18 protein-coding genes, 1 tRNA gene and 3 rRNA genes are annotated in these 26856 nt (G+C 45.9%); 21 read left to right on the top strand and 1 reads right to left on the bottom strand.

The window, feature by feature from the left end; genetic code table 11:
- Positions 1–217: 217 nt before the first annotated feature.
- The 14 genes from rfbC to NYE35_RS28470 all read left to right on the top strand — a co-directional run bounded on the left by rfbC (position 218) and on the right by NYE35_RS28470 (position 17271).
- Complete coding sequence (gene rfbC, locus NYE35_RS28535) at positions 218–766, top strand: dTDP-4-dehydrorhamnose 3,5-epimerase (RefSeq protein WP_038573489.1); 549 nt, start codon at positions 218–220, stop codon at positions 764–766.
- A 54-nt stretch (positions 767–820) separates the two neighbouring features.
- Positions 821–1843, top strand: a complete 1023-nt coding sequence (gene rfbB, locus NYE35_RS28530) for a dTDP-glucose 4,6-dehydratase (protein WP_076222327.1) — start codon at positions 821–823, stop codon at positions 1841–1843.
- Positions 1844–1867: 24 nt separating this feature from the next.
- Positions 1868–2731, top strand: coding sequence for a dTDP-4-dehydrorhamnose reductase (rfbD, locus tag NYE35_RS28525; protein WP_076222326.1), 864 nt, complete (start codon positions 1868–1870; stop codon positions 2729–2731).
- 118 nt (positions 2732–2849) lie between these two features.
- Positions 2850–3875 (top strand): glycosyltransferase family 2 protein, encoded by a 1026-nt coding sequence (locus NYE35_RS28520; protein WP_076222325.1) that lies wholly within the window; start codon positions 2850–2852, stop codon positions 3873–3875.
- 157 nt (positions 3876–4032) lie between these two features.
- Complete coding sequence (locus NYE35_RS28515) at positions 4033–4932, top strand: glycosyltransferase family 2 protein (protein WP_052097542.1); 900 nt, start codon at positions 4033–4035, stop codon at positions 4930–4932.
- Positions 4929–6335: an undecaprenyl-phosphate glucose phosphotransferase gene (locus NYE35_RS28510; RefSeq protein ID WP_038573482.1), complete on the top strand. Its 1407-nt coding sequence runs from the start codon at positions 4929–4931 to the stop codon at positions 6333–6335. Before NYE35_RS28515 ends, NYE35_RS28510 begins: the two co-directional genes overlap by 4 nt.
- Before the next feature lie 108 nt (positions 6336–6443).
- Positions 6444–7310 (top strand): phosphatidylinositol-specific phospholipase C/glycerophosphodiester phosphodiesterase family protein, encoded by an 867-nt coding sequence (locus NYE35_RS28505; RefSeq protein WP_036678660.1) that lies wholly within the window; start codon positions 6444–6446, stop codon positions 7308–7310.
- Between the two features lie 226 nt (positions 7311–7536).
- On the top strand, positions 7537–8256 hold the full coding sequence (locus NYE35_RS28500; RefSeq protein WP_094902717.1) for a heptaprenylglyceryl phosphate synthase: 720 nt from the start codon (positions 7537–7539) through the stop codon (positions 8254–8256).
- A gap of 61 nt (positions 8257–8317) precedes the next feature.
- Positions 8318–10657 carry a DNA helicase PcrA gene (gene pcrA, locus NYE35_RS28495; RefSeq protein ID WP_036678664.1) on the top strand — a complete coding sequence of 780 codons (2340 nt, stop codon included), beginning with the start codon at positions 8318–8320 and terminating at the stop codon, positions 10655–10657.
- Between the two features lie 77 nt (positions 10658–10734).
- Positions 10735–12747: an NAD-dependent DNA ligase LigA gene (gene ligA / locus NYE35_RS28490; protein ID WP_341122297.1), complete on the top strand. Its 2013-nt coding sequence runs from the start codon at positions 10735–10737 to the stop codon at positions 12745–12747.
- 181 nt (positions 12748–12928) lie between these two features.
- Positions 12929–13636, top strand: a complete 708-nt coding sequence (locus tag NYE35_RS28485) for a response regulator transcription factor (RefSeq protein WP_036678667.1) — start codon at positions 12929–12931, stop codon at positions 13634–13636.
- Between the two features lie 19 nt (positions 13637–13655).
- Positions 13656–14768 carry a sensor histidine kinase gene (locus tag NYE35_RS28480; protein ID WP_341122296.1) on the top strand — a complete coding sequence of 371 codons (1113 nt, stop codon included), beginning with the start codon at positions 13656–13658 and terminating at the stop codon, positions 14766–14768.
- 62 nt (positions 14769–14830) lie between these two features.
- Positions 14831–15415, top strand: coding sequence for a hypothetical protein (locus NYE35_RS28475; RefSeq protein WP_341122295.1), 585 nt, complete (start codon positions 14831–14833; stop codon positions 15413–15415).
- Between the two features lie 53 nt (positions 15416–15468).
- Positions 15469–17271, top strand: coding sequence for a transglycosylase domain-containing protein (locus tag NYE35_RS28470; RefSeq protein WP_256715550.1), 1803 nt, complete (start codon positions 15469–15471; stop codon positions 17269–17271).
- Between the two features lie 4 nt (positions 17272–17275).
- Here the strand turns inward: NYE35_RS28470 and NYE35_RS28465 are convergent, their stop codons facing one another.
- On the bottom strand, positions 17276–18532 hold the full coding sequence (locus NYE35_RS28465) for an MFS transporter (protein ID WP_341122294.1): 1257 nt from the start codon (positions 18530–18532) through the stop codon (positions 17276–17278).
- A gap of 404 nt (positions 18533–18936) precedes the next feature.
- Between NYE35_RS28465 and NYE35_RS28460 the strand changes: the two genes are divergently transcribed.
- The 7 genes from NYE35_RS28460 (at position 18937) to NYE35_RS28430 (ending at position 26836) form a co-directional block, all read left to right on the top strand.
- Positions 18937–20494: ribosomal RNA gene (locus NYE35_RS28460) — 16S ribosomal RNA — on the top strand.
- 101 nt (positions 20495–20595) lie between these two features.
- Positions 20596–20671 (top strand) — tRNA-Ala (locus NYE35_RS28455).
- Between the two features lie 142 nt (positions 20672–20813).
- Positions 20814–23740, top strand: a 23S ribosomal RNA gene (locus NYE35_RS28450).
- A 74-nt stretch (positions 23741–23814) separates the two neighbouring features.
- Positions 23815–23931, top strand: a 5S ribosomal RNA gene (rrf, locus tag NYE35_RS28445).
- Together the 16S, 23S and 5S rRNA genes with 1 tRNA gene alongside form the textbook arrangement of a ribosomal RNA operon.
- A gap of 422 nt (positions 23932–24353) precedes the next feature.
- Positions 24354–25526, top strand: coding sequence for a GNAT family N-acetyltransferase (locus NYE35_RS28440; protein WP_036680463.1), 1173 nt, complete (start codon positions 24354–24356; stop codon positions 25524–25526).
- A gap of 293 nt (positions 25527–25819) precedes the next feature.
- Positions 25820–26281: a CtsR family transcriptional regulator gene (locus NYE35_RS28435; protein ID WP_341122293.1), complete on the top strand. Its 462-nt coding sequence runs from the start codon at positions 25820–25822 to the stop codon at positions 26279–26281.
- 30 nt (positions 26282–26311) lie between these two features.
- A complete protein-coding gene (locus tag NYE35_RS28430; protein ID WP_036680467.1) occupies positions 26312–26836 on the top strand; it encodes a UvrB/UvrC motif-containing protein in 525 nt (174 codons plus the stop codon).
- The last annotated feature ends 20 nt before the right edge of the window (positions 26837–26856 follow it).

Genomic DNA, 26856 nt, shown 5'->3' with positions numbered 1-26856 from the left:
TGGATATTATTTTTGATCAGGTGAAGATATATTTATTTTTTTATCCAAATACAGCGTAATATAAAGATTATTATTTTCACACCGTGAAGACTTAAAAAATCCTTGTGACTGAAACCGATGGACATAATTCTCAATGAAAGCTAGTGGTTAACACAGGTAATCACATGCCGAAGAATTAGGAAAACTGGAACTTTAGATGTAAAGGAGTTTTGTGATTATGAAAGTTACACCTCTACAACTACAAGGCGCTAGTATACTAGAACCTGTGGTCCACGGCGACAACCGGGGTTTTTTTATGGAAAGCTACAACGAAGAAATCATGCACAAGCTTGGCGTTAACTATCAATTTATCCAAGATAACCAATCTCTTTCTGCAGAGGTTGGGGTGTTGCGTGGCTTACATTACCAGTTAAACCCTAAAGCTCAAACTAAATTAATTCGCGTCTTATCCGGTGCTATTTATGATGTTATCGTCGATATCCGTCGTACTTCTCCAACATTTGGGCAATGGGTGGGAGTAATTCTTAGCGAATATAATAAGCGTCAGCTACTGGTGCCTAAAGGCTTCGCGCATGGTTTTTGTACGTTAGTGCCTAACACCCAAGTATTATATAAGGTGGACGAATATTATTCCCCTGAAAATGATCGTGGCATATTATGGAATGATCCAACCTTAGGTATTGATTGGCCGACTTCTAGTCCGATATTGTCGGATAAGGATCAACGTCATCCATTACTGAAAGATGCGGAAATAAACTTTGATTAACAGTGGTAAGCAAGAACTTGAATATAATCTCAAAGAACAAAAGGTGGGCTATAAATGAAACTGCTAGTTACTGGCGGGGCTGGGTTTATCGGCAGCAACTTTGTGCTGTACATGTTACAACAACACCCTGATTACGAAATTGTTAATGTAGATGCATTGACGTATGCAGGTAATCTAGAGAATCTGAAAGCAATTGAGAATAATCCTAATTACACTTTCGTGAAGGCCGACATTACAGATGTTACTCTGATGGATGAACTGATTAGCCAGGGTGTGGATGTCGTTGTTAATTTCGCGGCTGAATCGCATGTGGATCGGAGTATTTTAGAGCCGGAAGTGTTTGTGAAGACGAACGTACTTGGAACACAAGTACTTTTGGATGCGGCGAAAAAATACAGTATCACTAAGTTTGTTCAAGTATCTACGGATGAGGTATATGGATCACTGGGTGCGACTGGATTATTCACCGAAGAAACTCCTTTGGCTCCTAACAGTCCATATTCAGCAAGCAAAGCAGGCGGAGACTTGCTAGTACGTGCATATCACGAAACGTTTGGACTGCCAGTGAATATTACCCGCTGCTCAAACAATTATGGCCCGTACCAATTCCCGGAAAAACTTATTCCGCTGATGATCTCCCGCGCACTTGCTGATCAAGCGTTGCCTGTTTATGGCGATGGAATGAATATCCGCGACTGGTTGTATGTTGAGGATCATTGCAGCGCGATTGATCTGGTTATTCACAAGGGTGTGAACGGCGAAGTCTACAACATTGGTGGTAATAATGAACGTACGAATGTGCATATTGTAAACACGGTATTGCAGGAACTAGGCAAGCCTGATTCTTTGATTACTTATGTTCAAGACCGTCCTGGTCATGATCGCCGTTATGGTATTGATCCAACTAAGATTATGAATGAACTGGGATGGAAGCCGAAACATACATTTGAAACAGGTATTAAAGAAACTATCCAATGGTATCTCAATAACCGCGAGTGGTGGACCCGTATTCAATCTGGGGAATACCAAAAATATGCTGAACAGCAATATGGTGATCGATTAGGTGACTCATTGTAATTTTGATACGGGGGTAAAATAGCTATGAAGGTACTTGTTACAGGTGCGGCCGGACAACTAGGTCAGGACGTAGTTTTACTGCTCCAGCATCAAGGTCACGAAGTGTTGGCTTGCGATCGTCAGGAGATGGATATTACTGATCTGGATCAGTGCATCCAAGTTATTGGCGGTTTTGGACCGGATGCGGTTATTCACTGTGCTGCTCATACGGCAGTAGATGCGGCAGAAAGTGATATTGATGCAGCTTATTTAATTAATGCTACTGGAAGCCGAAATGTAGCGCTAGCTTCTGAAAAAGCTGGAGCCAAGCTGGTGTATATTAGCACGGATTATGTGTTTGATGGTATGGGAGCACAGCCTTACCATGAATATGATAATACAAACCCTAAGAGTATATACGGCAAATCGAAACGTGCGGGTGAGGTACTCGTTCAATCCCTCTCCTCTAAGTATTTCATCGTACGAACATCATGGGTGTACGGCAAATACGGGAATAACTTTGTCAAAACAATGCTAAAGCTTGGTCAAGAAAAGCCAATGCTTCAAGTTGTCGATGACCAAAAAGGTTCGCCTACTTATACAGTCGATTTAGCTCGATTCTTGCTTGAGCTTGTTCAAACTGAGAAGTATGGTGTATACCATGCGTCAAATAGCGACTCTTGTACCTGGTTTGAATTTACACAGGCGATCTTTGTAGAGGCCGAGGATATTTTGGGTTTCAAATTCACTGCTACGCTTGAACCGTGTGCCACGGAACAGTTTCCGAGACCTGCACCACGTCCTCGGAATTCGGTGATGGAGCATCTGTCGATACGTACGAATGGTTTTGAGGACATTCGGCCTTGGCGTGAAGGCTTGAGAGATTTCCTCTTAGAGCTAAAAGAATAGAATAACACCAATTGAAACTCCCAAATCGTTTATAACGATGCGGGAGTTTTTTGTGTTCTTTCGTTATAATAAGAAGGAAGCAGGTAGTTAATTAGAAATTACAAAGTCGAGGATACTCATGAATAACAAAACAGTTAGTGTACATATCGTGACCTACAACAGTGCGGATGACATTATAGATTGCTTAGAGGCAGTAATGGCACAGGATTATCCTATTGAGAAAATTGTTGTTGTGGATAATGCGTCTTCGGACGATTGTGCAGAGAAAGTGAATATGTTCTTTAACGCGATCGATAAAGGGGCTTTTTCAAGTAATTCACTAGAGGATTTAGAACCGTTCAATTCACAAGCTAACATGGAAGCGCCCACGAGCCTGCTACTTATCCAAAATCAAAAAAACACAGGCTTCGCCCCAGCTCATAACCAAGCTATAGCTACTACAGAAACAGATTATGTGCTCGTTCTCAATCCGGATTTGACGCTGGCTCCAGACTATATCTCTAGACTAATCGCACAAATGGAAGCCAACCCGCAGATCGGCAGCGCCACAGGTAAGCTTTTGCTAAAGGTTGATCACGGATCAGTAGATAGCACTGGTCTTCAGATGAACAAGGCACGTCGTGCGTTTGACCGTGGTGCAGGTGAGCCAGCAGAACAATGGACACAGTCGGGGACAGTATTTGGCGTTTCTGGGGCTGCGGCGATGTATTCTCGGCGGATGATTGAAGACGTTAGTGTTGGTGGGGAGTTTTTCGATGCAGATTTTTTTGCCTATAAGGAAGATGTGGATGTGGCTTGGAGGGCGGAGTTATTCGGCTGGCGGGGATATTATGATGCTGAGGCAATTGGGTATCATGAACGTGGGTGGAAAACGTCTGGCCGCAGTACCAAACCGATGTTTATCCGACGAATATCTTACATTAATCGCTACAAAATGATCTACAAGAATGAATCGGCTCGAACTATGCTGAAGACAATCTTGGTTTCTCTTCCCTATGAAATTGCCGCTCATGGTTATATGCTTCTGAGAGAGCCAAAGTTAATCGTAGCATGGAAATCCTTTTTTACTCAGCTCCCAGCGTTGAAAAAGAAACGAAAATATATACAGACCGTCGTAAAAGAGAGAAAGAAACCCGTAAATTGAACAGTATCTGGTAAAACCTCCCTGAAAGGTCATCTCCTCTCAGGGAGGTTTTATGTTATAATAATTGTCGGTAGATTACTATATTTGTCAGGAGCGTTACGCAGTGAATGTAGATGTAAGCATACTTATTGTCAATTACAACACGTGTCGCCTGACGATGGACTGTATCAGGTCGGTATATGACTCAGAAACGAACTATTCCTATGAGATTATTTTGATAGACAACAATTCCCATGATGATTCGGTAGAGATGATTGGTAGAGAGTTTCCAAGTGTCATGTTGATCGCAAATAACGACAATGTCGGTTTTGCCCGTGCAAATAATCAGGGGATGGAAGCTTCATCCGGACGTTATGTGCTTTTGCTCAATTCAGATACGGTGGTACGCAGGGACACGCTGGAGACGATGATCTCCTTTATGGATGGTCGGTCCGATGTTGGGGCGTCAGGATGTAAGATTATTTTGCCAGATGGGTCGCTGGATAAAGCGTGTAAGCGTGGATTTCCTACACCGTCAGCTTCCTTCTATTATGCTTTTGGTTTCAGTAAGTTATTTCCAGATCGACCGAAGTTTAACGGTTACCAGTTAGGTTATCTGGACCCTGATCTTGATTACCCGATAGATTGTCTGGTGGGTGCGTTTATGTTGTTGCGGCGGGAGACGATTGATCAGGTCGGCGGATTAGATGAAGAGTTTTTTATGTACGGTGAGGATTTAGACTGGTGCTATCGTATTAAAGAGGCTGGGTGGGAGATTTATTATTATCCGAAGACTTCCATCGTACATCTTAAAGGCGGCAGTGCCAGACGTAGACCGTTCAAGATCGTCTATGAATTTCACAGGGCAATGATTTTATTTCATCGTAAGCATTATAGTAGGAAGTACAACAGTATTATAAATGGAACAGTATATGCTGGTGTTGGTGTGAAATTTGCTCTGTCCCTTTTGCGGAATGCCCTAATCTTTCCTAAAGCAGTTCCATCACCTGCACAGAGTCTTAGCTCTGCTACGGAAACTGGCGCTCGTAACGATAAGAATACTGAGGTGAGATTATGATTCGGCGGAATCAGAAATTTTTGACACAGCTCTATATGGTTGCTGACTTTCTTGTCATCCAACTGTCCTTTTTAGCGGCTTGGTGGATCAAGTTCAAGAGCGGATGGATGGAATCCTATAACACGCTGCCCGTAGAGTCTTACGCTTATTGGAGTTTAATTTATGGCGGAGTGGCAGTTCTAATTGGTATACTCCTGTCACTGTATTTGCCTAAGCGTAAGAAACGTTTTGTCGATGAATTTCTGAAGATTTTTCAAGTGCATATAATTGGTATTTTTATTCTGCTGGGTTTGATGTTTTTTGTGAAAGAAATTGATATCTCCCGTGTCTACCTTGCTATTTATATGGGATTTAACGTTCTTTCCATTATGCTTTACCGTTATGTGCTGAAGAAGATGCTTAAATCTTTGCGCGAAAAAGGATTGAACCGCCAGTTCGTACTTATCATCGGCGCAGGTACTCTTGGTAAAAGATTCTACAACAATTTGGAACAATATCCTGAGCTTGGATATGAAGCCATTGGCTTTTTAGACGATTACCATACTTGGGACGGGATTGAGGAGCAACGGTATAAACCTATCCTGGGAACGGTCGATCAGTTATCCGGAATGCTGGAGATGCTGCCTGTGGACGAGGTTATTCTAGCCTTGCCGCTCGATGCGCATTCTAAATATCCTTCGATTATTGCGGCCTGTGAAAAAGCAGGGGTACGCACATTGATTATTCCGGATTTCTTTGATTATTTACCGGCGCGTCCTTACTTTGATAACTTCGCAGGTATGCCAATGATTAATGTTCGTGATATTCCACTGGATATGACGGGTAATAAGATGGCAAAACGTTTGTTTGATATCGTGTTCTCTCTATTCGCGATTATTATGATATCTCCCGTGATGCTGATCGTAGCTCTCGGCGTACGTCTTACCTCACCGGGACCGATTATATTCCGGCAGGAACGGGTGGGACTTAATCGGCGTAATTTTATGATGTATAAGTTTCGTTCAATGAAGATGCAGCAGGACGGGGAAGAAGATACAGGTTGGAGTACGCGGGAAGATCCGCGTAGAACTCGATTTGGAACCTTTATCCGTAAGACAAGTCTGGATGAGCTTCCGCAATTTTTTAATGTGTTACTGGGTCATATGAGTGTAGTTGGCCCACGGCCAGAACGACCATTTTATGTAGAACAATTCCGTGATGAAATTCCGAAGTATATGGTGAAGCACCATGTGCGTCCAGGAATTACGGGCTGGGCACAGAGCAATGGGCTGCGCGGGGACACTTCAATTGAGGAACGGATTAAGCACGATATTTTCTATATCGAGAACTGGTCCTTACTGTTCGACATTCGAATTATTTTCAAAACGATTCGCAACGGCTTCGTTAACAAAAACGCATATTGAGACCTGCACTTATTTAGATTTGTGAAATTTTAATAATACCCCGTTTTGCCACTGGCAGAGCGGGGTATTAAATTTCTAATCTAAACTTTGTAAAGGAAACTCACAACTATGAATAAGAAAAAGATTATTGCAACCGTAGTAATGATTGTCGCACTAATAATGATATTTGTAATAACGTTGAACAAAGAGGAAGAGCAACCCGTGAGCGGCTTTGAAGCGCACAAAATCGTTGCACATGCCATGGGGGGAATCAACGGCTATGCGTATACCAATGCTTGGGAGGCATTTGTCGCTAACTATGAACGGGGCACTCGCGTATTTGAAGTTGATTTTTTGCTATCGAAGGATGATCAGTTGGTTGCTCGGCATGAATGGACAGGCAATATGAGCAAGCTTTTAGGTCAGTTGGAGGTTCTCCCTGCTAATAAACAGGGTGTGGCACTAGATTACGAGGAATTTATGGACAGCCCCATCCTGAATATATACTCTCCCCTTGATATTGAGAAGGTGCTTGATCTAATGCAGAATTATCCAGATGCTTATATCGTTACGGATACCAAAGAAATCCAACCGGAACTTATAGAGAAGCAATTTACATTGCTGACCGAAGCGGCGCAGCGTCGGGATCCAGCGTTGTTGGAGCGGATAGTTCCACAGATCTACAATCAGCCGATGCTTGATGAGATCAATAAGGTGTATTCTTTTCCAGAAGTGCTTTACACCCTGTACCAATCTAAGGATACGGATGAACAAGTTATTGAGTTTGTTAAAAAAACAGGTGTGGATATTACGATGCCAGTTAGCCGGGCCACCAAGAGTTTTGTCAAACAGTTAAAAAATATTGGAGCTCGTGTATACGTTCATACAGTGGATGAAGAGGATGAGATTAGAGAGCTATCTCGTATGGGTGTAGACGGATTTTATAGTGATTTTGTGCCTGAAAATGATTTGAATAACCTCAGAGGTATACGCTGAAATCTTTCTCCACTCATTACAACTAATATATCCCTGCAAAGTGCTGCTTTCCTCAGATGCGTATTCAGGTACTTTGCGGGGACCCAAAATTTATATGCGAAAAAATGTTCGTATTTTTGTTCGCTTTAAATTGACACACCTCCTGTGCTGGCATAGACTAGATCTATATCTTTTGCGGCGGCAGGAGTGTTTTGTCTTGCCCAAATGACAATTAAGGATGATTCTCATGAAATCAGTACAGCAAATGATCAAACCTTGGCGGCATGTGTTTAAGTTGGACCCGGATCGTATGATTTCTGATGAGGATTTGGAGGCTGTTTGCTTGTCCGGCACGGATGCCATATTGATAGGGGGCTCTACAGGAGTAACCTATGAGAATACAGTAGATCTCTTATCAAGAGTAAGACGTTTTGAGCTGCCCTGTGCACTCGAGGTATCCGAACTTGAAGCTGCTGTACCCGGATTTGATCTTTATATGATTCCTATGGTGCTAAATACACCCGATCCAGCTTGGATTGTAGGTCATCATCGTCGAGCTATAGAGCGTTATGGATTTATGATCCCATGGGATCAGCTGCTAACGGAAGGTTACGTCGTTTTGAACAGTGATTCTTCAGTTGCGCGGATTACAGGGGCCGAGACAACCATTAATGCTGAAGAGGCGGCTGCGTATGCCCAGGTTGCGGACAAGCTGATGTCTCTGCCAATAGTATATCTTGAATATAGCGGTAGATTTGGGGAGATGGAGACAGTACGTATCGTGCGTGAGATGGTGGAGCAAGCCCAACTATTTTATGGAGGCGGCATTACTTGTGAGGCGGAGGCCGAGCAGGCAGCAGCTCTATGTGATACAGTAGTTGTCGGCAATATTATTTATCGGGATGTAGAGCAGGCAATTCGTACGGTATTAGCTGTTAAAAAGACGGTGCAAGAGCAGTTCGAGTAGCGGCTAGCTTATGGACTACTTATGATTTGTAATTTCATTTTTGGAAAGGAGCATGTTACACATGCAACTTATTAACATACAAGACGCGGTCAGCCGATTGAATCCTCCACAAAGGCAGGCTGTCGAAACTACTGAAGGACCCCTTTTGATTATGGCTGGTGCGGGCAGTGGGAAGACGAGAGTGCTGACTCACAGAATTGCCTGGCTGATTGCTAATCGAAAGGCGCCGCCTTGGGCGATTTTGGCGATTACATTTACGAATAAAGCTGCGAGGGAAATGCAGGAACGTGTATCTAAGCTCGTTGGACCTGAGGGAAGAGATATTTGGGTATCTACCTTTCACTCCATGTGTGTTCGGATCTTGCGGAAGGATATTGAGCGGATTGGATTTACCTCCAACTTCTCGATTCTGGACTCTACAGATCAGTTATCAGTCATTCGTAATTGCATGAAGGAACTGAATATTGATACGAAAAAATTCGAACCGAAAGCTGTACAAGCCATAATTAGCGCATCTAAGAATGAGTTGATAACTCCGGCGCAGTATGAGCAAAAAGTCGGTGATTATTTCGAAGGTTTAGTTGCTAAGGTTTATAAAATGTATCAAAGACGTTTGAGAAGCAATAACTCGCTTGATTTTGATGATTTGATTATGAAGACTATCGAATTATTTAAGGAAGTTCCCGAGGTTCTGGATTTTTACCAAAAGAAATTCAAATACATCCATGTGGATGAGTATCAGGATACGAACAGAGCACAATACATGTTGTGCCGCATGCTGGCAGACAGCCACCACCGCATTTGTGTGGTAGGGGATAGTGACCAGTCGATCTATCGCTGGCGTGGTGCGGATATTACGAATATTCTTAATTTTGAAGAGGATTATCCGGAAGCGAAGACGATTCTGCTAGAACAGAATTACCGTTCAACCGCTAATATCCTGAATGCAGCCAATGGGGTAATCGCGCTTAATAGTGGCCGTAAACCGAAAAAGCTGTGGACCGATTCCGAGGAAGGCGCCAAGATTAAGGTGTACCGGGCGGATTCCGAGCATGACGAAGGATATTTTGTAACCGGAGAAATCAGCAAAAATGTGAAACAAGGTCAAGCCTACCAGAATCACGCGATTTTGTATCGGACGAATGCTCAGTCACGGGTAATAGAGGAAATTCTGATCAAATCAGATATTCCATATCAAATCGTTGGCGGGATCAAGTTCTATGATCGTAAAGAAATCAAGGATCTGCTGGCATATCTGCGTTTATTGTCTAACCCTGATGATGATATCAGCCTGACGCGTATTATTAATGTTCCTAAGCGTGGATTAGGAGATACAACGGTTGGTAAGCTGGCAGCTGCGGCTGGTGAACGTGGTGTTTCTATTTTCCGCGTTCTGCAAACGGTCGATGATTTGGGCTTTGCTGGACGGACGCGGAATATGCTAGTAGAGTTCTACGATATGATTGAAGCTCTGCATCGTATGGTGGAGTTCTTGTCTGTAACCGAATTGACGGAAAAAATACTGGAGATGTCGCAGTACCGTTTGGAGCTGCAAAATGAAAATACACTCGAATCACGTTCGCGGCTAGAGAATATCGATGAGTTCTTATCGGTGACGATGGAGTTTGAAAAGAACAATGAAGACAAGTCGCTGGTCTCCTTCCTCACGGATCTTGCACTTATCGCAGATATCGATAGTGTGAACGATGATGAAGAGGATCGTAGTGATGCGGTTGTGTTAATGACGATGCACAGCGCCAAAGGTCTGGAGTTCCCGACGGTATTTATCGTCGGAATGGAAGAAGGCGTGTTCCCACACAGCCGTGCCTTCCAGGACAACGACGAGCTGGAAGAGGAACGCCGGCTTGCGTATGTAGGGATCACCCGCGCGGAGAAACAACTGTTTCTCTCTTGTGCGCGGATGCGCACGCTCTTTGGGCGGACGACGGCGAACCAACCGTCCCGCTTCTTAGAGGAGATTCCGGAGGAACTGAAGGAAGATACCGTTAAGACTCAAGACCGCTTCCAGCGCGGAGGCGCGGAGGTAGGCGGTGCTTACGGCGGACGCGGCTTCGGCAGCGGTGGCCGTGGGAACTTTGGCGGCCGAGGTGGCGCCGCCGGAGCTACACCGGCAGGCGGCGGAAGCACGGCGTCAGCGGCGGCAAGCAAGAGCAGCGTGACCGTGACCTCCGGAGGCGCACAGCGTGCTACCGGAGCAGGGGCTGCAGCAGCTGGCGATTACAAAGCGGGTGACAAGGTCTCCCACGGCAAATGGGGCACCGGCACCGTTGTATCTGTTAAAGGCAGCGGGAATGACACGGAGCTGCAGATTGCTTTTCCGGCACCAGTGGGTGTGAAACGTCTGCTTGCGGGGTTTGCGCCGATTACCAAAGTGGAATAATAGCAGACAACGATTAACGAACGGATATTTAGACCACGCTAACTTTAGGAAACTTATTGACGGAGGGATGTACCTGCATGGATGCTATGCATGTGATGGAAGAGCTTGTTGCGGAATTAAATAATTATAATTACCACTACTACACGCTGGATGCACCGCTAGTCAGCGATAAGGAATACGATGTTTTATACGACAAGCTTGTAGCACTGGAGGCTGAGAGTGGCTTCGTGCTACCAGATTCGCCTACACAACGTGTAGGTGGAGAGCTGCTTAAGGGCTTCACGCCGCATCGGCATCTGGCACCGCTTTGGAGTCTGGATAAAGCACAGAATATTGAACAGCTGCGCAGCTGGAATACCCGGGTGCTCCGGTTAGTGAATGAATACAATCTTAAAAATCCAGACAACCCTCTTCCTGATCCTTGTTATGCAGTAGAACTGAAGTTCGATGGCTTAACGCTGAATTTAACCTATCGTAATGGTGTTCTCGAACAGGCATCGACGCGTGGCAATGGTGTAGTTGGCGAAGGAATACTTGCACAGGTGAAGACCATCAAATCCGTTCCATTGACGATTCCCTTCAAGGATGGGGTCATTGAGGTTCAGGGTGAAGGGATTATGAATCTGTCTGTGCTGGCGGATTATAATACAAGGGCTGCAGAGCCGCTGAAGAATGCGCGTAATGCAGCAGCAGGTGCACTGCGTAATCTTAATCCGAAGACTACTGCGGACCGCCGTTTGAACGCTTTTTTCTATAATGTAGGCTTTGCAGAAGGCGCGGAGTTCGCTGACCATCAGGAAATGATGGATTTTCTGCGGAATAACAAATTTAAAGTGAACCCATACCTGACCTACTGCAATGATTTTGATGATGTAACTGAGCAGCTCGCTGGAATCGAGGAGAGTCGTTCGAGTCTTGATTATCTCATTGATGGGGCTGTAATTAAGATCACGGATTTTAGAATCCGTGAGGTGCTTGGATATACTGACAAGTTCCCGCGTTGGGCAGTAGCTTATAAATTTGAAGCCGAAGAAACGACGACCGTGCTGGAGTCCGTTAGCTGGAATGTAGGTCGTACAGGTAAAGTGACTCCGCTGGCTCGGGTTGAGGCTGTAGAGCTTGCTGGAGTTACCGTTCAGAACTGCACCCTGAATAATGTGGGTGATATTGAGCGCAAAAACTTGAAATTTGCCCTAGGTTCGCGGGTCTTTATTCGCCGTTCCAATGATGTTATCCCAGAAATTCTCGGCAAGGTAACAGAGGAGAATGACGGTGGAGAGATTATTTTCCCTGAGGAATGTCCAGCTTGTGGATATCCGTTAGAAATGCGCGGAGCACATCTTTTCTGTAACAATAAACTGAATTGTAGGCCGCAGATTATCAGTCGGATCACCCACTTTGCTTCGCGTGATGCGATGGATATTGAGACATTCAGTGAGAAGACGGCGGGTCAGCTCTATGATGAGCTTAATGTACATGACTCTGCGGATCTGTATGAACTGAACTTTGAGCAGCTCGTACAGCTGAACCGTTTTGGTGAGAAAAAAGCACAGAATTTGCTGCAAGCTTTAGAAGATAGCAAAGGTAGAGATCTTGCTTCATTTCTCTTTGCGTTAGGGATCCCTAACACAGGTAAAGCAACGACGAAGATGTTGGCTGATCATTTCCGCGATCTGGATGCCGTGATGCAGGCCAAAGCCGAGGAGCTCGCTGAGTTACCAGACATTGGTGGGATTGTCGCCGAGAGCATTGTCAGCTTCTTCGCAGATCCAGTTGTAGTAGCTAATGTTTCCCGCTTGCGGGCGTTGGGTGTGGAAGCGAAGGCTCCTGAGGCGCCACGTCCTGTTAGTACCGATTCCTTCTTTAGTGGCAAAACGGTCGTATTGACCGGTTCCTTGCAAAAGCTTACCCGAGATGAAGCAGCTGAACGTCTGGAAGCACTCGGAGCAAAGGTGTCGGGAAGTGTGTCCAAGAAGACGGATTTAGTTATCGCTGGTGAAAAAGCTGGCAGTAAGCTGGCTAAAGCGCAGCAGTTAGGTATTCAGGTCATTGAGGATGAAGATGAGCTAATTCGCTTGTTGGATATGTAAGTAACAAACTATATTCGATTCCAAGAGGTTCCAGGTTCCATTTCGTTTAAGTACGAGAGGAGCAGGGGCCTTTTTTGCGTGGATTACAACTAAACGTTTCTTTTTTAGAAAAAAATTCGGATGATCTGCTAATATATAGGCTATAGATATTTATTACTATATTTGAAAGGAAACCCTTCCTGTGAAGAGAGAAACGATATTGTTAGTAGACGATGAGAAGGAAATTGTAGAACTGTTAACGATTTATCTCTGTAATGAAGGCTATAGACTGCTAAAGGCTTATGATGGAATGGAAGCGCTGGAATGTCTGCAGAAAGAGGAAGTTGATCTAATTATTCTTGATGTCATGATGCCTAAAATGGACGGGCTAGCTGCATGTATGAAGATCCGTGAAGAGCGGAAAATGCCAATTATCATACTATCAGCCAAAAATACAGATATGGACAAAATCTCCGGCCTGAGCCTCGGGGCAGATGACTACGTGGGCAAGCCGTTTAATCCCTTGGAGATTGTGGCACGAGTAAAATCACAGCTGCGCCGTTATCACGGATTTAATAAGGATAGTAATACGTTGGGAAACGACAGCAAACTAAGCTTTGAGGATCTGACTATAGATACGTCTAAGCATGAGGTGTATGTAGACCAGCAGAAGATTAAACTGACTCCGCGGGAATTCTCTATTCTAGAGCTTTTGGCGAGACACCAAGGTCAAGTGCTTAGCTTGGAGCAAATTTACAATAAGGTATGGAATGAACCTTTTCTAGATGGCGGTAACACAGTGATGGTACATATTCGTAATCTCCGAGACAAAATCGAAATCGATTCGAAACGCCCACGTTACATACAAACCGTCTGGGGAGTTGGCTATAAATTGGACGGACCTTCCTGAAAGGATTAGGTGAGGCTTCTTGAATTCTAAATATATAACGACGATTCGCTGGAAGTTTATGTTCGCTTTTTTGCTGAGTGTGCTTTCAGGCGCTTTGCTGCTTATGGCAGGGTACCAACTCGTCAACTTTATGATCTATCTAAATCCGGCTTCAGAGTCGGCGCCCTATTCACGCATACTGCGCTGGATTATTAATCATATTGGTTCTATGCCACTAATGACAGCAGCGGGTATTATCAGCTTTTTATTATTCTTTTTTATCTACACTCGTAAAGTTGTGCTGTATCTGGAAGAGATCACGAAAGGGATTCGAGAAATTACAAGCTCCGGGATGTCCCATAGAATTGAAGTCAGAACCACGGATGAGCTGGGTGTGCTGGCTGAGAATATTAATGAAATGGCTGAGCGTTTGCAGCACTCCATAGAGGAGGAACGTAAAGCTGTAAATGCAAAAAATGACTTGATCACAGGTGTTTCCCATGATTTACGCACCCCGCTTACCTCTGTCTTGGGTTTTCTGGAATACATCGAACAAGATCGATGTCAGGAAGAAGCGGAAATACGGTATTACGTGGATATAGCCTACAACAAATCCCTGGTGCTGCGTAAACTGATCGATGATCTTTTTGAATACACACGTGTAAATAGTGGAGAGTACCCTTTGGTTATGCAGAGATTGGATTTGAAGGCTTTCATACGGCAGCTGGCGGAGGAGTCAGTTCCTGAACTAACAAAGGCGGATATGCTCTATGAGATCAAGGACGTTGCTGATGAGTTATGGATAGAGGCTTCGCCTAAAGAATTAGTACGTGCTTATGAAAATCTGATTACTAACGCGATCCGTTACGGCAGAAGCGGCGGGAAATTGGAGATAGGTTTCAGTAAAAAGGAAAATGATGCTGTGGTCCGTATTAGCAACTTCGGAGAGAGGATTGCGGAAAGTGATATCCCTTTTATTTTTGAACGATTCTATCGGGCAGAAAAGTCGCGTTCACAGCATACAGGCGGCTCAGGGCTTGGACTTGCGATTGCCAAAAGTATCATCGAACGCCACAATGGCGTTATTTATGTAGAAAGTACATCTCTTCGCACGGATTTTATTACCCGTTTCCCATTCTTCATAGAATCTTAAGAAAACTCTGGCGGGTTCTTAAGATTTGGAAGTTATCCTTGTGGCACAAGGAGGGAACTACCATGCCAAAACTTCGGACGGTTCGTATCAGCTATTTATATATTTTTATGGGTTGCGCTCTTTTGAGTGCTGCCTTTCTTTTTGTTGTCCAGCGGGCTGTCGCTTTGCTGTATTCTCATTATTCGGGCCAATCAGAAGCCTTTTTTGTCCGGCTTATTCATTGGGTTATTAATCATATGGGTCAAACCCCTAGTGCCATCCTTCTATTTATTCTAGTCTTCGGTGGGCTGTATGTTCTTCGTTCACAGAAAATAGCTGATGATTTGCGCTCGCTAGTGGTGGGAACCTCGGAGCTGGCAGACAAAGGAGTCGCTCAGAACATCAAGGTTCTTTCTGGAGGAGAAATAGGTGAAATTGCTGCTAACCTCAATCGAATGCAAAGAATAGAAGTTCCAGATAGGGATGCAAGTTCAAAGCGGATAGAGGACACACCAGCAGTAGCTTTATTAATAAGGACTAGGGCGATACTTCGCACCCTCCGTGAGGTTGAAGAGGATGAGGCGGAAGTACATACACTTCTTGCAGCAGCGAATGATGAAGTGCGCAGTATGGAGCGGTTCCTGGAGAACCTGATTATCGAATCATGAGCAGATGGAATGCACGCACCCGGATATTGCGAGTAGGGTACCTATTATTTGATGTGAGTGTTATTAGTACGGTATTGGCGCTTTTGATTTTGTTCTATGTATACCAGTATGGGGGGGGCGTACTTAACCGGCATGAGGATAGGCTGCAATTGCCAGAATCAAGCCTCATCACAGCTTCAGATGGAACAGTTATACGAATGACTCCGCTACCGAGCTCGGGTTATAGGCTTACAGCAGAGCTTGAGGAGATGCCGGCTTTATTAATAGATACTTTTTTAACAGTAGAAGACCGCCGTTTTTATAGCCATCAAGGGGTCGATTATAAAGGGATATCACGCGCTTTCTTAAAAAATATCTTGGACATGAGTTTATCAGAAGGTGGCAGTAGTATTACTCAACAGCTTGCTCGCAATCTTTATTTGAACAGAGATAAGAACATGCTGCGCAAGTTAAATGAAACCTCTATTGCTTTTGCCTTGGAGCAGCGACTGACGAAACGTGAGATTTTGCAGCTGTACCTCAATCAGATTTATATGGGGCGGGGACAATATGGAGTAAAAGCAGCAGCGAAGCGTTACTTCGGCGTGTCTGATCTGAAAAAATTGGAGATCTGGCAAATAGCCACTCTGGCGGGAATCCCTAAAGGACCCTCTATTTATAACCCAGTAGACAATAGTGCATTATCCAAAACGAGAAGAAATCTAGTGCTAAAGATGATGTTCAATCAGCGACTAATCACGTATGAGCAAATGCAGGAAGCTCTGAATAAACAATATCAGCCTCCAGCTGCGGTCGAAAATGGGGTTGCCGGAGTGTATTATGTGGATGCCGCCCTTAAGGAAGCGGCTCAGATCACAGGGAAATCCGTAGAGGAGCTTCGTACAGGCGGCTACACTATAGTTACAGGTTTGAACATCAAAGCACAGCAGGCACTTGAGCAGGCCGTTCTCAAAGAGGCTTCATTTCCACCTGACGGAAAAGATCAGCAGGTAGAAGCAGCTATGACCATAATGGATCATCGTACAGGAGAAGTAGTGGCGTTGATTGGTGGGCGAGATCAAAACGAGGGCAATTTGAACAGAGCTATTATTGATGCACGTCAGCCTGGTTCCAGCTTTAAGCCGATCATTGATTATGGACCTGCACTCGAGAGCGGGAAATTCAACTCGAATAGTGTGCTGTCCGACCGTAAAGTTGCTTATGGCAGCTATAAGCCTGAGAACTTGAACGGTATATACCAAGGTCAGGTTACAATGAACACAGCTTTGCAAAAGTCCATCAATGCACCAGCTGTATGGCTATTGAAGCAGGTTGGAATCTCTTCTGCGCGGCAATTTGCCGCCAAATTAGGAATTGTACTGACGGAGGAGGACAATCATTTATCTATAGCTTTGGGGGGGCTTCATAATGGGGTTTCTCCACTAAAAATGGCCCAGGCCTACAGTGTCTTTGCTAGTGGAGGCAAATTTAATGCGGCTCATATGGTGCGCTCCATAACGGATTCAAAAGGGAAGGTCTTGTATACTCATCCCTCTGAATCACGTCAGGTAATCTCGCCGCGTACCGCAGAAGCGATGACGGCTATGTTACGCAATGTTGTTAATGAAGGAACAGGGAAAAAAGCGCAGATGAACAGACCAGTAGCGGGAAAGACCGGTACGACCCAATTGGACTTGGCTGGCGTGAGTAAGAAAGCCAATCGGGATCTTTGGTTTGTAGGCTATACTTCGGAGTGGACAGCTGCGGTATGGATGGGTTTTGATCGTACGAATCAGGATAATTATATGACTGAAGGCAGCGGGAAGGCTGCCGCTCTATTTTCTACAGTAATGAGTAAAGCCTTAAGTGATCATTGAGAAGTTATTGCGCCGCCCATTCTTCTAATTTCTCATCTCTAGGAAGCAGCAAGGCAAGAAACCCAAGCAGCGGGAGGAAGCCGCAAGCGATGAACACTTTAGCAATCCCGATATTATCAATGAGGTTGCCGAGGACTAATGAGCCGATCCCGCCGAGTCCAAAAGCAAGTCCCGTGATCAGACCTGAAACTGTGCCAATGTTGCCCGGATATAGCATTTGAGCATAAATGACGGTAACCGAGAAGCTGGACAGAAGTATAAAACCGCCAATCAGCAGCAATACAGCCGCCCATAATGGACCTACAAAGGGTAGAGCAAGCGCAAAGGGGACGGTTCCGACCATTGACAGTAAGATGAGATTACGCCGTCCAAAACGGTCAGCCAGCGGACCCCCAAAAAATGTACCCACTGCGCCAGCAGCCAAATACATAAAAATATAGATTTGGGCTTTATCCAGTGTCATTTGATATTTGTCCATTAGATAGAAGGCGTAGTAGCTACCGATAGAAGCGCCATACCAAGACCTAACAAAGACTAGGAATACAAGAATAATCGTTGCTGTTCGTATGCTTTTTCGGCGGGTGGGGTCGATTGCTCGTGCTGTTGATTTTTTATGAAAGGTATAACCGGCATCTAGCATTTCTCTATACCAGCGAGCTACATAGGTCTGAACAGCGATTCCGGCAGCCGCGACGATCGTGAAGCCTAGGGCACCAATCTGGCCAAAGGGGATGAATACCCATTTCGTAAGCATTGGACCAAGGGACTGTCCAGCATTGCCGCCCACTTGAAAAATAGATTGCGACAATCCCTTTCGCTGACCTGCGGCCATATGAGCAACACGCATACCCTCTGGGTGGAAGGTGGCTGAACCGAATCCGATCAGGATAACCGAGAATAAGACCAGAAAATAGCTATAGGCATAAGCCAATAGAAGTACACCTAAAAATGTGCTGCACATACCTAGTGGTAATAATATAGGACGGGGTTTACGGTCTGCAGCATATCCAATGACGGGTTGGATTACTGATGACGTCATATTTAAAGCGAATGAGATCCATCCAATCTGGGCGAAAGAGAGCAGTAGATTATCTTTGAGAATAGGGAAGATTGCTGGAATGACTGCCTGTATAGAATCATTAAATAAATGAACAAAACTGACAGCTAACAAAATTTTATAAATCGTTGCCTGCTGCAGATTACGCTGCTCCTTGTCCTTGCTGTCTACCGTGGACGCAGCGTCTGTAGGTTTGGTCTTCATTTTGACTCCTCTCTGTACTGTTAGTTAGAAGGTAAGATTGGCGAATACGATAAATTCTATTTAGCCACAAATAATGGATGAATGGTATCAATTTGTGTTGTATCGAAGTTATTTATACGAATGATTTTTTTATTTCAAAAAAAGCTTGCAAACTCAATGACAGCATGGTATATTATCTCTTGTGCTTACGACGCATCGCACATACGAAACACAAGCGATGAAAAAATAAGTTGACAAGATAGAAACAAACATGATACACTCTAATTCCTGTGCAAGAGACATTGAATGTCGAAATGCTGGGAGCAAGTTCTTTGAAAACTGAACAAATGGAACACGTTAATTTTTAAAGAGATTCATTTAATGAATCGTCAGTTTCAAAATGAGCATATCGCTCTTTTCAATACTAATTGGAGAGTTTGATCCTGGCTCAGGACGAACGCTGGCGGCGTGCCTAATACATGCAAGTCGAGCGGAGTTATTTTGAAAGCTTGCTTTCAAAATAACTTAGCGGCGGACGGGTGAGTAACACGTAGGCAACCTGCCCTTCAGACTGGGATAACTACCGGAAACGGTAGCTAATACCGGATAATTTCTTTTTTCTCCTGAGAGAAGAATGAAAGACGGAGCAATCTGTCACTGAGGGATGGGCCTGCGGCGCATTAGCTAGTTGGTGGGGTAACGGCCCACCAAGGCGACGATGCGTAGCCGACCTGAGAGGGTGAACGGCCACACTGGGACTGAGACACGGCCCAGACTCCTACGGGAGGCAGCAGTAGGGAATCTTCCGCAATGGGCGAAAGCCTGACGGAGCAACGCCGCGTGAGTGATGAAGGTTTTCGGATCGTAAAGCTCTGTTGCCAGGGAAGAACGTCCGGTAGAGTAACTGCTACCGGAGTGACGGTACCTGAGAAGAAAGCCCCGGCTAACTACGTGCCAGCAGCCGCGGTAATACGTAGGGGGCAAGCGTTGTCCGGAATTATTGGGCGTAAAGCGCGCGCAGGCGGCTATTTAAGTCTGGTGTTTAAACCTTGGGCTCAACCTGAGGTCGCACTGGAAACTGGGTGGCTTGAGTACAGAAGAGGAAAGTGGAATTCCACGTGTAGCGGTGAAATGCGTAGATATGTGGAGGAACACCAGTGGCGAAGGCGACTTTCTGGGCTGTAACTGACGCTGAGGCGCGAAAGCGTGGGGAGCAAACAGGATTAGATACCCTGGTAGTCCACGCCGTAAACGATGAGTGCTAGGTGTTAGGGGTTTCGATACCCTTGGTGCCGAAGTTAACACAGTAAGCACTCCGCCTGGGGAGTACGGTCGCAAGACTGAAACTCAAAGGAATTGACGGGGACCCGCACAAGCAGTGGAGTATGTGGTTTAATTCGAAGCAACGCGAAGAACCTTACCAGGTCTTGACATCCCTCTGAATCTGCTAGAGATAGCAGCGGCCTTCGGGACAGAGGAGACAGGTGGTGCATGGTTGTCGTCAGCTCGTGTCGTGAGATGTTGGGTTAAGTCCCGCAACGAGCGCAACCCTTAACTTTAGTTGCCAGCAGGTAATGCTGGGCACTCTAGAGTGACTGCCGGTGACAAACCGGAGGAAGGTGGGGATGACGTCAAATCATCATGCCCCTTATGACCTGGGCTACACACGTACTACAATGGCCGGTACAACGGGAAGCGAAGCCGCGAGGTGAAGCCAATCCCATCAAAGCCGGTCTCAGTTCGGATTGCAGGCTGCAACTCGCCTGCATGAAGTCGGAATTGCTAGTAATCGCGGATCAGCATGCCGCGGTGAATACGTTCCCGGGTCTTGTACACACCGCCCGTCACACCACGAGAGTTTACAACACCCGAAGTCGGTGGGGTAACCCGCAAGGGAGCCAGCCGCCGAAGGTGGGGTAGATGATTGGGGTGAAGTCGTAACAAGGTAGCCGTATCGGAAGGTGCGGCTGGATCACCTCCTTTCTATGGAGAATCGTTCTCTGCAATGAGAACATTCAAATCGGAAGCTAAGCTTCCAAAACTAATTAACGTGTATCCATTTGTTCGGTTTTGATGGAATTTGCGGGGCCATAGCTCAGCTGGGAGAGCGCCTGCCTTGCAAGCAGGAGGTCAGCGGTTCGATCCCGCTTGGCTCCACCAACAAACTTCATCTATTTGTTATGTCTATACACTTGATCCTTGAAAACTGGATACCGAAACGAATTTGCGTTTTAGAACATCTTTTAGCAACTTGTGCAAACAAGTAAATGTTATTAGTGAGATTTTTCTTCGGAAGAATCAAGGTTAAGCTAATAAGAGCACACGGAGGATGCCTAGGCGCCAGGAGCCGACGAAGGACGTGGCGAACAACGAAACTGCCTCGGGGAGCTGTAAGCAAGCTTTGATCCGGGGGTGTCCGAATGGGGAAACCCAGCTGTGGTAATTCGCAGTTACTCATACCTGAATACATAGGGTGTGTAGAGGCAGACCAGGGGAACTGAAACATCTAAGTACCCTGAGGAAGAGAAAACAATAGTGATTCCGTCAGTAGCGGCGAGCGAACGCGGAACAGCCTAAACCAAGGGGCTTGCCTCTTGGGGTTGTGGGACGTCTCACATGGAGTTACAAAGGAATATGGTAGGTGAAGAGGTCTGGAAAGGCCCGCGATAGAGGTAAAAGCCCTGTAACCTAAACTGTGTTCTCTCCGAGACGGATCCCGAGTAGTGCGGGGCACGTGAAACCCCGTATGAATCCAGCAGGACCATCTGCTAAGGCTAAATACTACCTGGCGACCGATAGTGAAACAGTACCGTGAGGGAAAGGTGAAAAGCACCCCGGAAGGGGAGTGAAATAGAACCTGAAACCGTGTGCTTACAAAAAGTCAGAGCCCGATCTATGGGTGATGGCGTGCCTTTTGTAGAATGAACCGGCGAGTTACGTTTAACATGCAAGGTTAAGCCGAGAAGGTGGAGCCGCAGCGAAAGCGAGTCTGAATAGGGCGATTTAGTATGTGGACGTAGACCCGAAACCGTGTGATCTACCCCTGTCCAGGGTGAAGGTGCGGTAACACGCACTGGAGGCCCGAACCCACGTACGTTGAAAAGTGCGGGGATGAGGTGGGGGTAGCGGAGAAATTCCAATCGAACTCGGAGATAGCTGGTTCTCCCCGAAATAGCTTTAGGGCTAGCCTCGGTATAAGAGTAGTGGAGGTAGAGCACTGATTGGGTGCGGGGTCCGCAAGGATTACCAAGCTCAGTCAAACTCCGAATGCCATATACTTATTGCCGGGAGTCAGACAGTGAGTGCTAAGATCCATTGTCAAAAGGGAAACAGCCCAGACCATCAGCTAAGGTCCCCAAGTGTGTGTTAAGTGGGAAAGGATGTGGAGTTGCACAGACAACCAGGATGTTGGCTTAGAAGCAGCCACCATTGAAAGAGTGCGTAATAGCTCACTGGTCGAGTGACTCTGCGCCGAAAATGTAACGGGGCTAAACACACCACCGAAGCTATGGCTAGATACGTATGTATCTGGGGTAGGGGAGCGTTGTGTAGGGGTTGAAGGTGTACTGAAAAGAGCGCTGGACACTACACAAGTGAGAATGCCGGTATGAGTAACGAAAAGATCAGTGAGAATCTGATCCGCCGAAAGCCCAAGGTTTCCTGAGGAAGGCTCGTCCGCTCAGGGTAAGTCGGGACCTAAGGCGAGGCCGAAAGGCGTAGTCGAAGGACAACAGTTTGAAATTACTGTACCACCGTAATCCGCTATGAGCGATGGGGTGACGCAGGAGGGTAGTGACGCGGACTGATGGATGTCCGTCTAAGCAGTGAGGCTGATGTGTAGGCAAATCCGCACATCATTAAGGCTGGGCTGTGATGGGGAGCGAAAATTATAGTAGCGAAGGTCATGATCTCACACTGCCAAGAAAAGCCTCTAGCCAGGAGAAGGTGCCCGTACCGCAAACCGACACAGGTAGGCGAGAAGAGAATTCTAAGGCGCGCGGAAGAACTCTCGTTAAGGAACTCGGCAAAATGACCCCGTAACTTCGGGAGAAGGGGTGCCCCGGTAGTGTGAATAGCACGAGGGGGCCGCAGTGAAAAGGCCCAAGCGACTGTTTAGCAAAAACACAGGTCTGTGCGAAGCCGCAAGGCGAAGTATACGGGCTGACGCCTGCCCGGTGCTGGAAGGTTAAGGGGAGTGGTTAGGGGTAACCCGAAGCTATGAACCGAAGCCCCAGTAAACGGCGGCCGTAACTATAACGGTCCTAAGGTAGCGAAATTCCTTGTCAGGTAAATTCTGACCCGCACGAATGGCGTAACGACTTGGGCGCTGTCTCAACGAGAGATCCGGTGAAATTTTAATACCTGTGAAGATGCAGGTTACCCGCGACAAGACGGAAAGACCCCATGGAGCTTTACTGCAGCTTGATATTGAATTTGGGTACGATCTGTACAGGATAGGTGGGAGCCGTAGAAATCGGAGCGCAAGCTTCGGTGGAGGCGCCGTTGGGATACCACCCTGATCGTATCTAGGTTCTAACCTAGTACCCTTACCGGGTACGGGGACCGTGTCAGGCGGGCAGTTTGACTGGGGCGGTCGCCTCCTAAAGAGTAACGGAGGCGTTCCAAGGTTCCCTCAGAATGGTTGGAAATCATTCGCAGAGTGCAAAGGCATAAGGGAGCTTGACTGCGAGACCTACAAGTCGAGCAGGGACGAAAGTCGGACTTAGTGATCCGGTGGTACCGCATGGAAGGGCCATCGCTCAACGGATAAAAGCTACCCTGGGGATAACAGGCTTATCTCCCCCAAGAGTCCACATCGACGGGGAGGTTTGGCACCTCGATGTCGGCTCATCGCATCCTGGGGCTGAAGTAGGTCCCAAGGGTTGGGCTGTTCGCCCATTAAAGCGGTACGCGAGCTGGGTTCAGAACGTCGTGAGACAGTTCGGTCCCTATCTGTCGTGGGCGCAGGAAATTTGAGAGGAGCTGTCCTTAGTACGAGAGGACCGGGATGGACGTACCGCTGGTGCACCAGTTGTTCCGCCAGGAGCATGGCTGGGTAGCTACGTACGGACGGGATAAGCGCTGAAAGCATCTAAGCGTGAAGCCCCCCTCAAGATGAGATTTCCCAATTAGTAAGACCCCTTGAAGACGACGAGGTAGATAGGTTGGAGGTGGAAGTGCAGCAATGCATGGAGCTGACCAATACTAATCGGTCGAGGGCTTATCCTATACTTAGAATGCAAATTCGTTTCGGATTCAGTTTTCAGGCGATTAAGCCTGAGCATTTACGCTGTAAATGCCCGTTTGGTGGCGATAGCGGAGGGGTTCCACGCGTACCCATCCCGAACACGACCGTTAAGCCCTCCAGCGCCGATGGTACTTGGACCGAAGGGTCCTGGGAGAGTAGGACGTTGCCAAGCACAAATAGACCACTGTTGATAACTCGACAGTGGCTTTTTTGCGTCTATTATAGATTGTGGAAAACTTGTGGATAATTCATTGGAATTTGCAGAAAACTTACGCACATGTGGATAGATAATTAAAAGGCAAAAAATCACCGAATGGTGTGGATTAAGTACATATTTATGTAGATCTGTCAACAGAAAACCTAAGTAATACACGGGTTGCTGTGGATATAGTCAGATTTATGTGGATAGAGGGATTGATAAGTGGATAATTATTTTAACTTGAATAGGACAAGATTACAAGACTATTTTTGAAACTGCTTAAAGCTGTGGATAACTAAAAAAAAGTTCGAAAAATATCCTTATAATTCGCACACAATACACTCTCTTGTTATACTAACCATAAAAGTAAATTCATAAATGGTGAGGTGAGTTTTGTGGATATCAGACAGTTGCACTCAGAAGAGTTTGATCTAAGCATGGATTTATCTGAATATGCTTTTCAATACAAGCTGCCTAGTGAGAAAAGGGCTAATGCTAAGGAAAGATTTAAAGCAGAACGCGTATGGGGTGCTTTTGAAGAAGGTACTTTGGAAGCCAAACTTACTCTTCTTCCATTCCAAGTGTACATACAAGGTAGATTAGTACCTATGGGAGGGCTCGCTGGGGTAGCGACATGGCCAGAGAATCGCAGACAGGGTCATGTGGCAAAGCTCCTAGCGCATACGCTGCAAACGATGAATGAGGCGGGGCAGACATTATCTTTTCTGCATCCGTTCTTGATCCCCTTTTATCGCAAATTTGGTTGGGAAGTTTATTGTGAATATAAGAAATACTCCATTCCTGTTGCCAAGTTTCCCAAGAAGGTTGAAGTTGAGGGCAAGGTAAGACGCGGTGTTAAAGATATCGGAGTATTGGACAACTTATACAATCGTTTTGCAGTTAGATATAACGGAACACTTAAGCGTGATTTGGACTGGTGGGAGAACTCTGTTCTGGATGATGAAGGTCAGACTGCGGTATTTTATTCACAGCTTGGGGAACCTGAAGGATACGTATTATATAAGATAGAAAATAGAGAACTGGTCATTGATGAATTTGTGTTTTTGAACGAACAGGCCCGGCAGGGGCTGTGGACATTTCTTGCGAATCACGATTCAATGGTGACCGGTGCATCGCTAAAACTGGTGCCATCCGATGATATGTTACCCTTTTTGCTGCCTGATCCGCGTATAGAGCAGGAGAACTATCCTTATTTTATGGCGCGTATTGTGAATGCTAAAGTATTTGTGGAGAGTTATTCTTTTAAGCGTCACAGCAGTCAGAAGAAACAGGTTATTTATATTGAAGATAAATATGCACCATGGAATGACGGGTTGTGGGAATGGACGGTCTCCGAAGAGGGAGCAGCAGCTTTCTTGCGTATAGAGGGTGAACGGGATGCAGCTGACTTAAGCTGTGATATTGGCACGCTGACGATTCTAATGTTTGGATATAAACGCCCTGCAGAGCTGGCTCGTTATGGACTTGTGACTGGTAGTCCGACGGCTCTGGAATGGCTCGAAGAAATCATTCCGCAAGCTGAAACCGCACTTTTTGATCATTTTTAGAAAATAATTAGGCTCTCCCCTTCGAAAGATGCTGGGAGAGTTCTTTATTTCCGAATACATTCGCTGAAAAAAGTGAAAAATAAGAGAATCCTCTTGGAATTAGCACAGAATATGTTATAATATTAAAAAGTCAAAGAAAGTCAAAGTCAACGCACCTGATGACATACAGTGCGATCCTCTGAATCGTGAAGTTTTCTTCAGACTTATATGAATGAAGTTCACTAATGAATGTCATTAAGGATGCGGGCCGCAACCGATATTATGAAGCTTTAAAGAGCACTGGAGGATGAGTGATGCGCAATATCTCTGATATTATTGAACAATATCTGAAGAATATTTTGCATGAAAGTCCCGAAGGTACGGTGGAAATCCAGCGAAATGAACTGGCGGACCAGTTCTCATGCGTACCGTCACAGATCAATTATGTTATTAGTACACGCTTTACACTGGAAAAAGGCTATGTGGTGGAAAGTAAGCGTGGTGGCGGGGGATATATTCGTATTCAACGTTTTGAATTGCCGCCCAACGTGGCACTGCATGCCCATTTAAACCATACTATAGGTGGCGGGATAGATCAGAACGCTGCCGAAGGGTTGATTTATCAACTGGAGGAAGCTGGTTTTCTAAGCAAGCGTGAGGCGTGTCTTATGCGCGCTGCTGTTTCTCGGGATTGCCTAACGGTTAAGATTCCATATCGGGATGAGATTCGGGCCAAGATTATGAAGGCGATGTTAATCTCTTTGTTAGGCAAATAATTGTCAATCATAAGGGAGGGGCTTTCGCTTATGCAATGTCAGGAATGTGGCGTCAAGCCAGCAACACTCCATTTCACCAAGATCGTGAATGGAGAGAAGACAGAATTTCATATCTGCGAGAGCTGTGCGCGGGAGAAGGGTGAACTGATCCCGGGAACTGCTGGAGGATTCTCCATTCACAGCTTGCTGTCCGGTCTGCTTGATCTTGAAGGGGCCGGTAAGGAAAAGACGGCTGCTACGAAGACTACGCAGAGTCTGCAATGTGAGAATTGTGGGATGACGTACTCGCAGTTTAGCAAATTGGGTCGTTTTGGCTGCAGCTCCTGTTATAAATATTTTAACAGTGCACTGGACCCGCTCTTTAAACGGGTGCATGGCAGCACTTCGCATGTAGGCAAGATTCCCAAACGTGCTGGAGCACAGATTGTGTTCAAACGGCAAATTGATGAATTGAAGCTGGAATTACAGCAAAGTATCGCACAGGAGGAATTCGAAACTGCGGCAGAGCTGCGGGATCAAATTCGCCAACTTGAAAAAGAAATGGCACAAGAGTAAAGTCTTTGATATATAGGGGG

The organism is Paenibacillus sp. FSL L8-0494 (genome assembly GCF_038003695.1).
In the GTDB taxonomy this organism is placed as follows: domain Bacteria; phylum Bacillota; class Bacilli; order Paenibacillales; family Paenibacillaceae; genus Paenibacillus_AQ; species Paenibacillus_AQ odorifer.
Note: the sequence above shows the minus strand (reverse complement) of the source record. Positions and strands in the feature narration are given on the sequence as shown.

Coding starts and splice junctions, on each gene's coding strand:
- rfbC (WP_038573489.1), top strand. CDS start 218: ATGAAAGTTACACCTCTACAACTACAAGGCGCTAGTATACTAGAACCT.
- rfbB (WP_076222327.1), top strand. CDS start 821: ATGAAACTGCTAGTTACTGGCGGGGCTGGGTTTATCGGCAGCAACTTT.
- rfbD (WP_076222326.1), top strand. CDS start 1,868: ATGAAGGTACTTGTTACAGGTGCGGCCGGACAACTAGGTCAGGACGTA.
- NYE35_RS28520 (WP_076222325.1), top strand. CDS start 2,850: ATGAATAACAAAACAGTTAGTGTACATATCGTGACCTACAACAGTGCG.
- NYE35_RS28515 (WP_052097542.1), top strand. CDS start 4,033: ATGGACTGTATCAGGTCGGTATATGACTCAGAAACGAACTATTCCTAT.
- NYE35_RS28510 (WP_038573482.1), top strand. CDS start 4,929: ATGATTCGGCGGAATCAGAAATTTTTGACACAGCTCTATATGGTTGCT.
- NYE35_RS28505 (WP_036678660.1), top strand. CDS start 6,444: ATGAATAAGAAAAAGATTATTGCAACCGTAGTAATGATTGTCGCACTA.
- NYE35_RS28500 (WP_094902717.1), top strand. CDS start 7,537: ATGAAATCAGTACAGCAAATGATCAAACCTTGGCGGCATGTGTTTAAG.
- pcrA (WP_036678664.1), top strand. CDS start 8,318: ATGCAACTTATTAACATACAAGACGCGGTCAGCCGATTGAATCCTCCA.
- ligA (WP_341122297.1), top strand. CDS start 10,735: ATGGATGCTATGCATGTGATGGAAGAGCTTGTTGCGGAATTAAATAAT.
- NYE35_RS28475 (WP_341122295.1), top strand. CDS start 14,831: ATGCCAAAACTTCGGACGGTTCGTATCAGCTATTTATATATTTTTATG.
- NYE35_RS28465 (WP_341122294.1), bottom strand. CDS start 18,532: ATGAAGACCAAACCTACAGACGCTGCGTCCACGGTAGACAGCAAGGAC.
- NYE35_RS28435 (WP_341122293.1), top strand. CDS start 25,820: ATGCGCAATATCTCTGATATTATTGAACAATATCTGAAGAATATTTTG.
- NYE35_RS28430 (WP_036680467.1), top strand. CDS start 26,312: ATGCAATGTCAGGAATGTGGCGTCAAGCCAGCAACACTCCATTTCACC.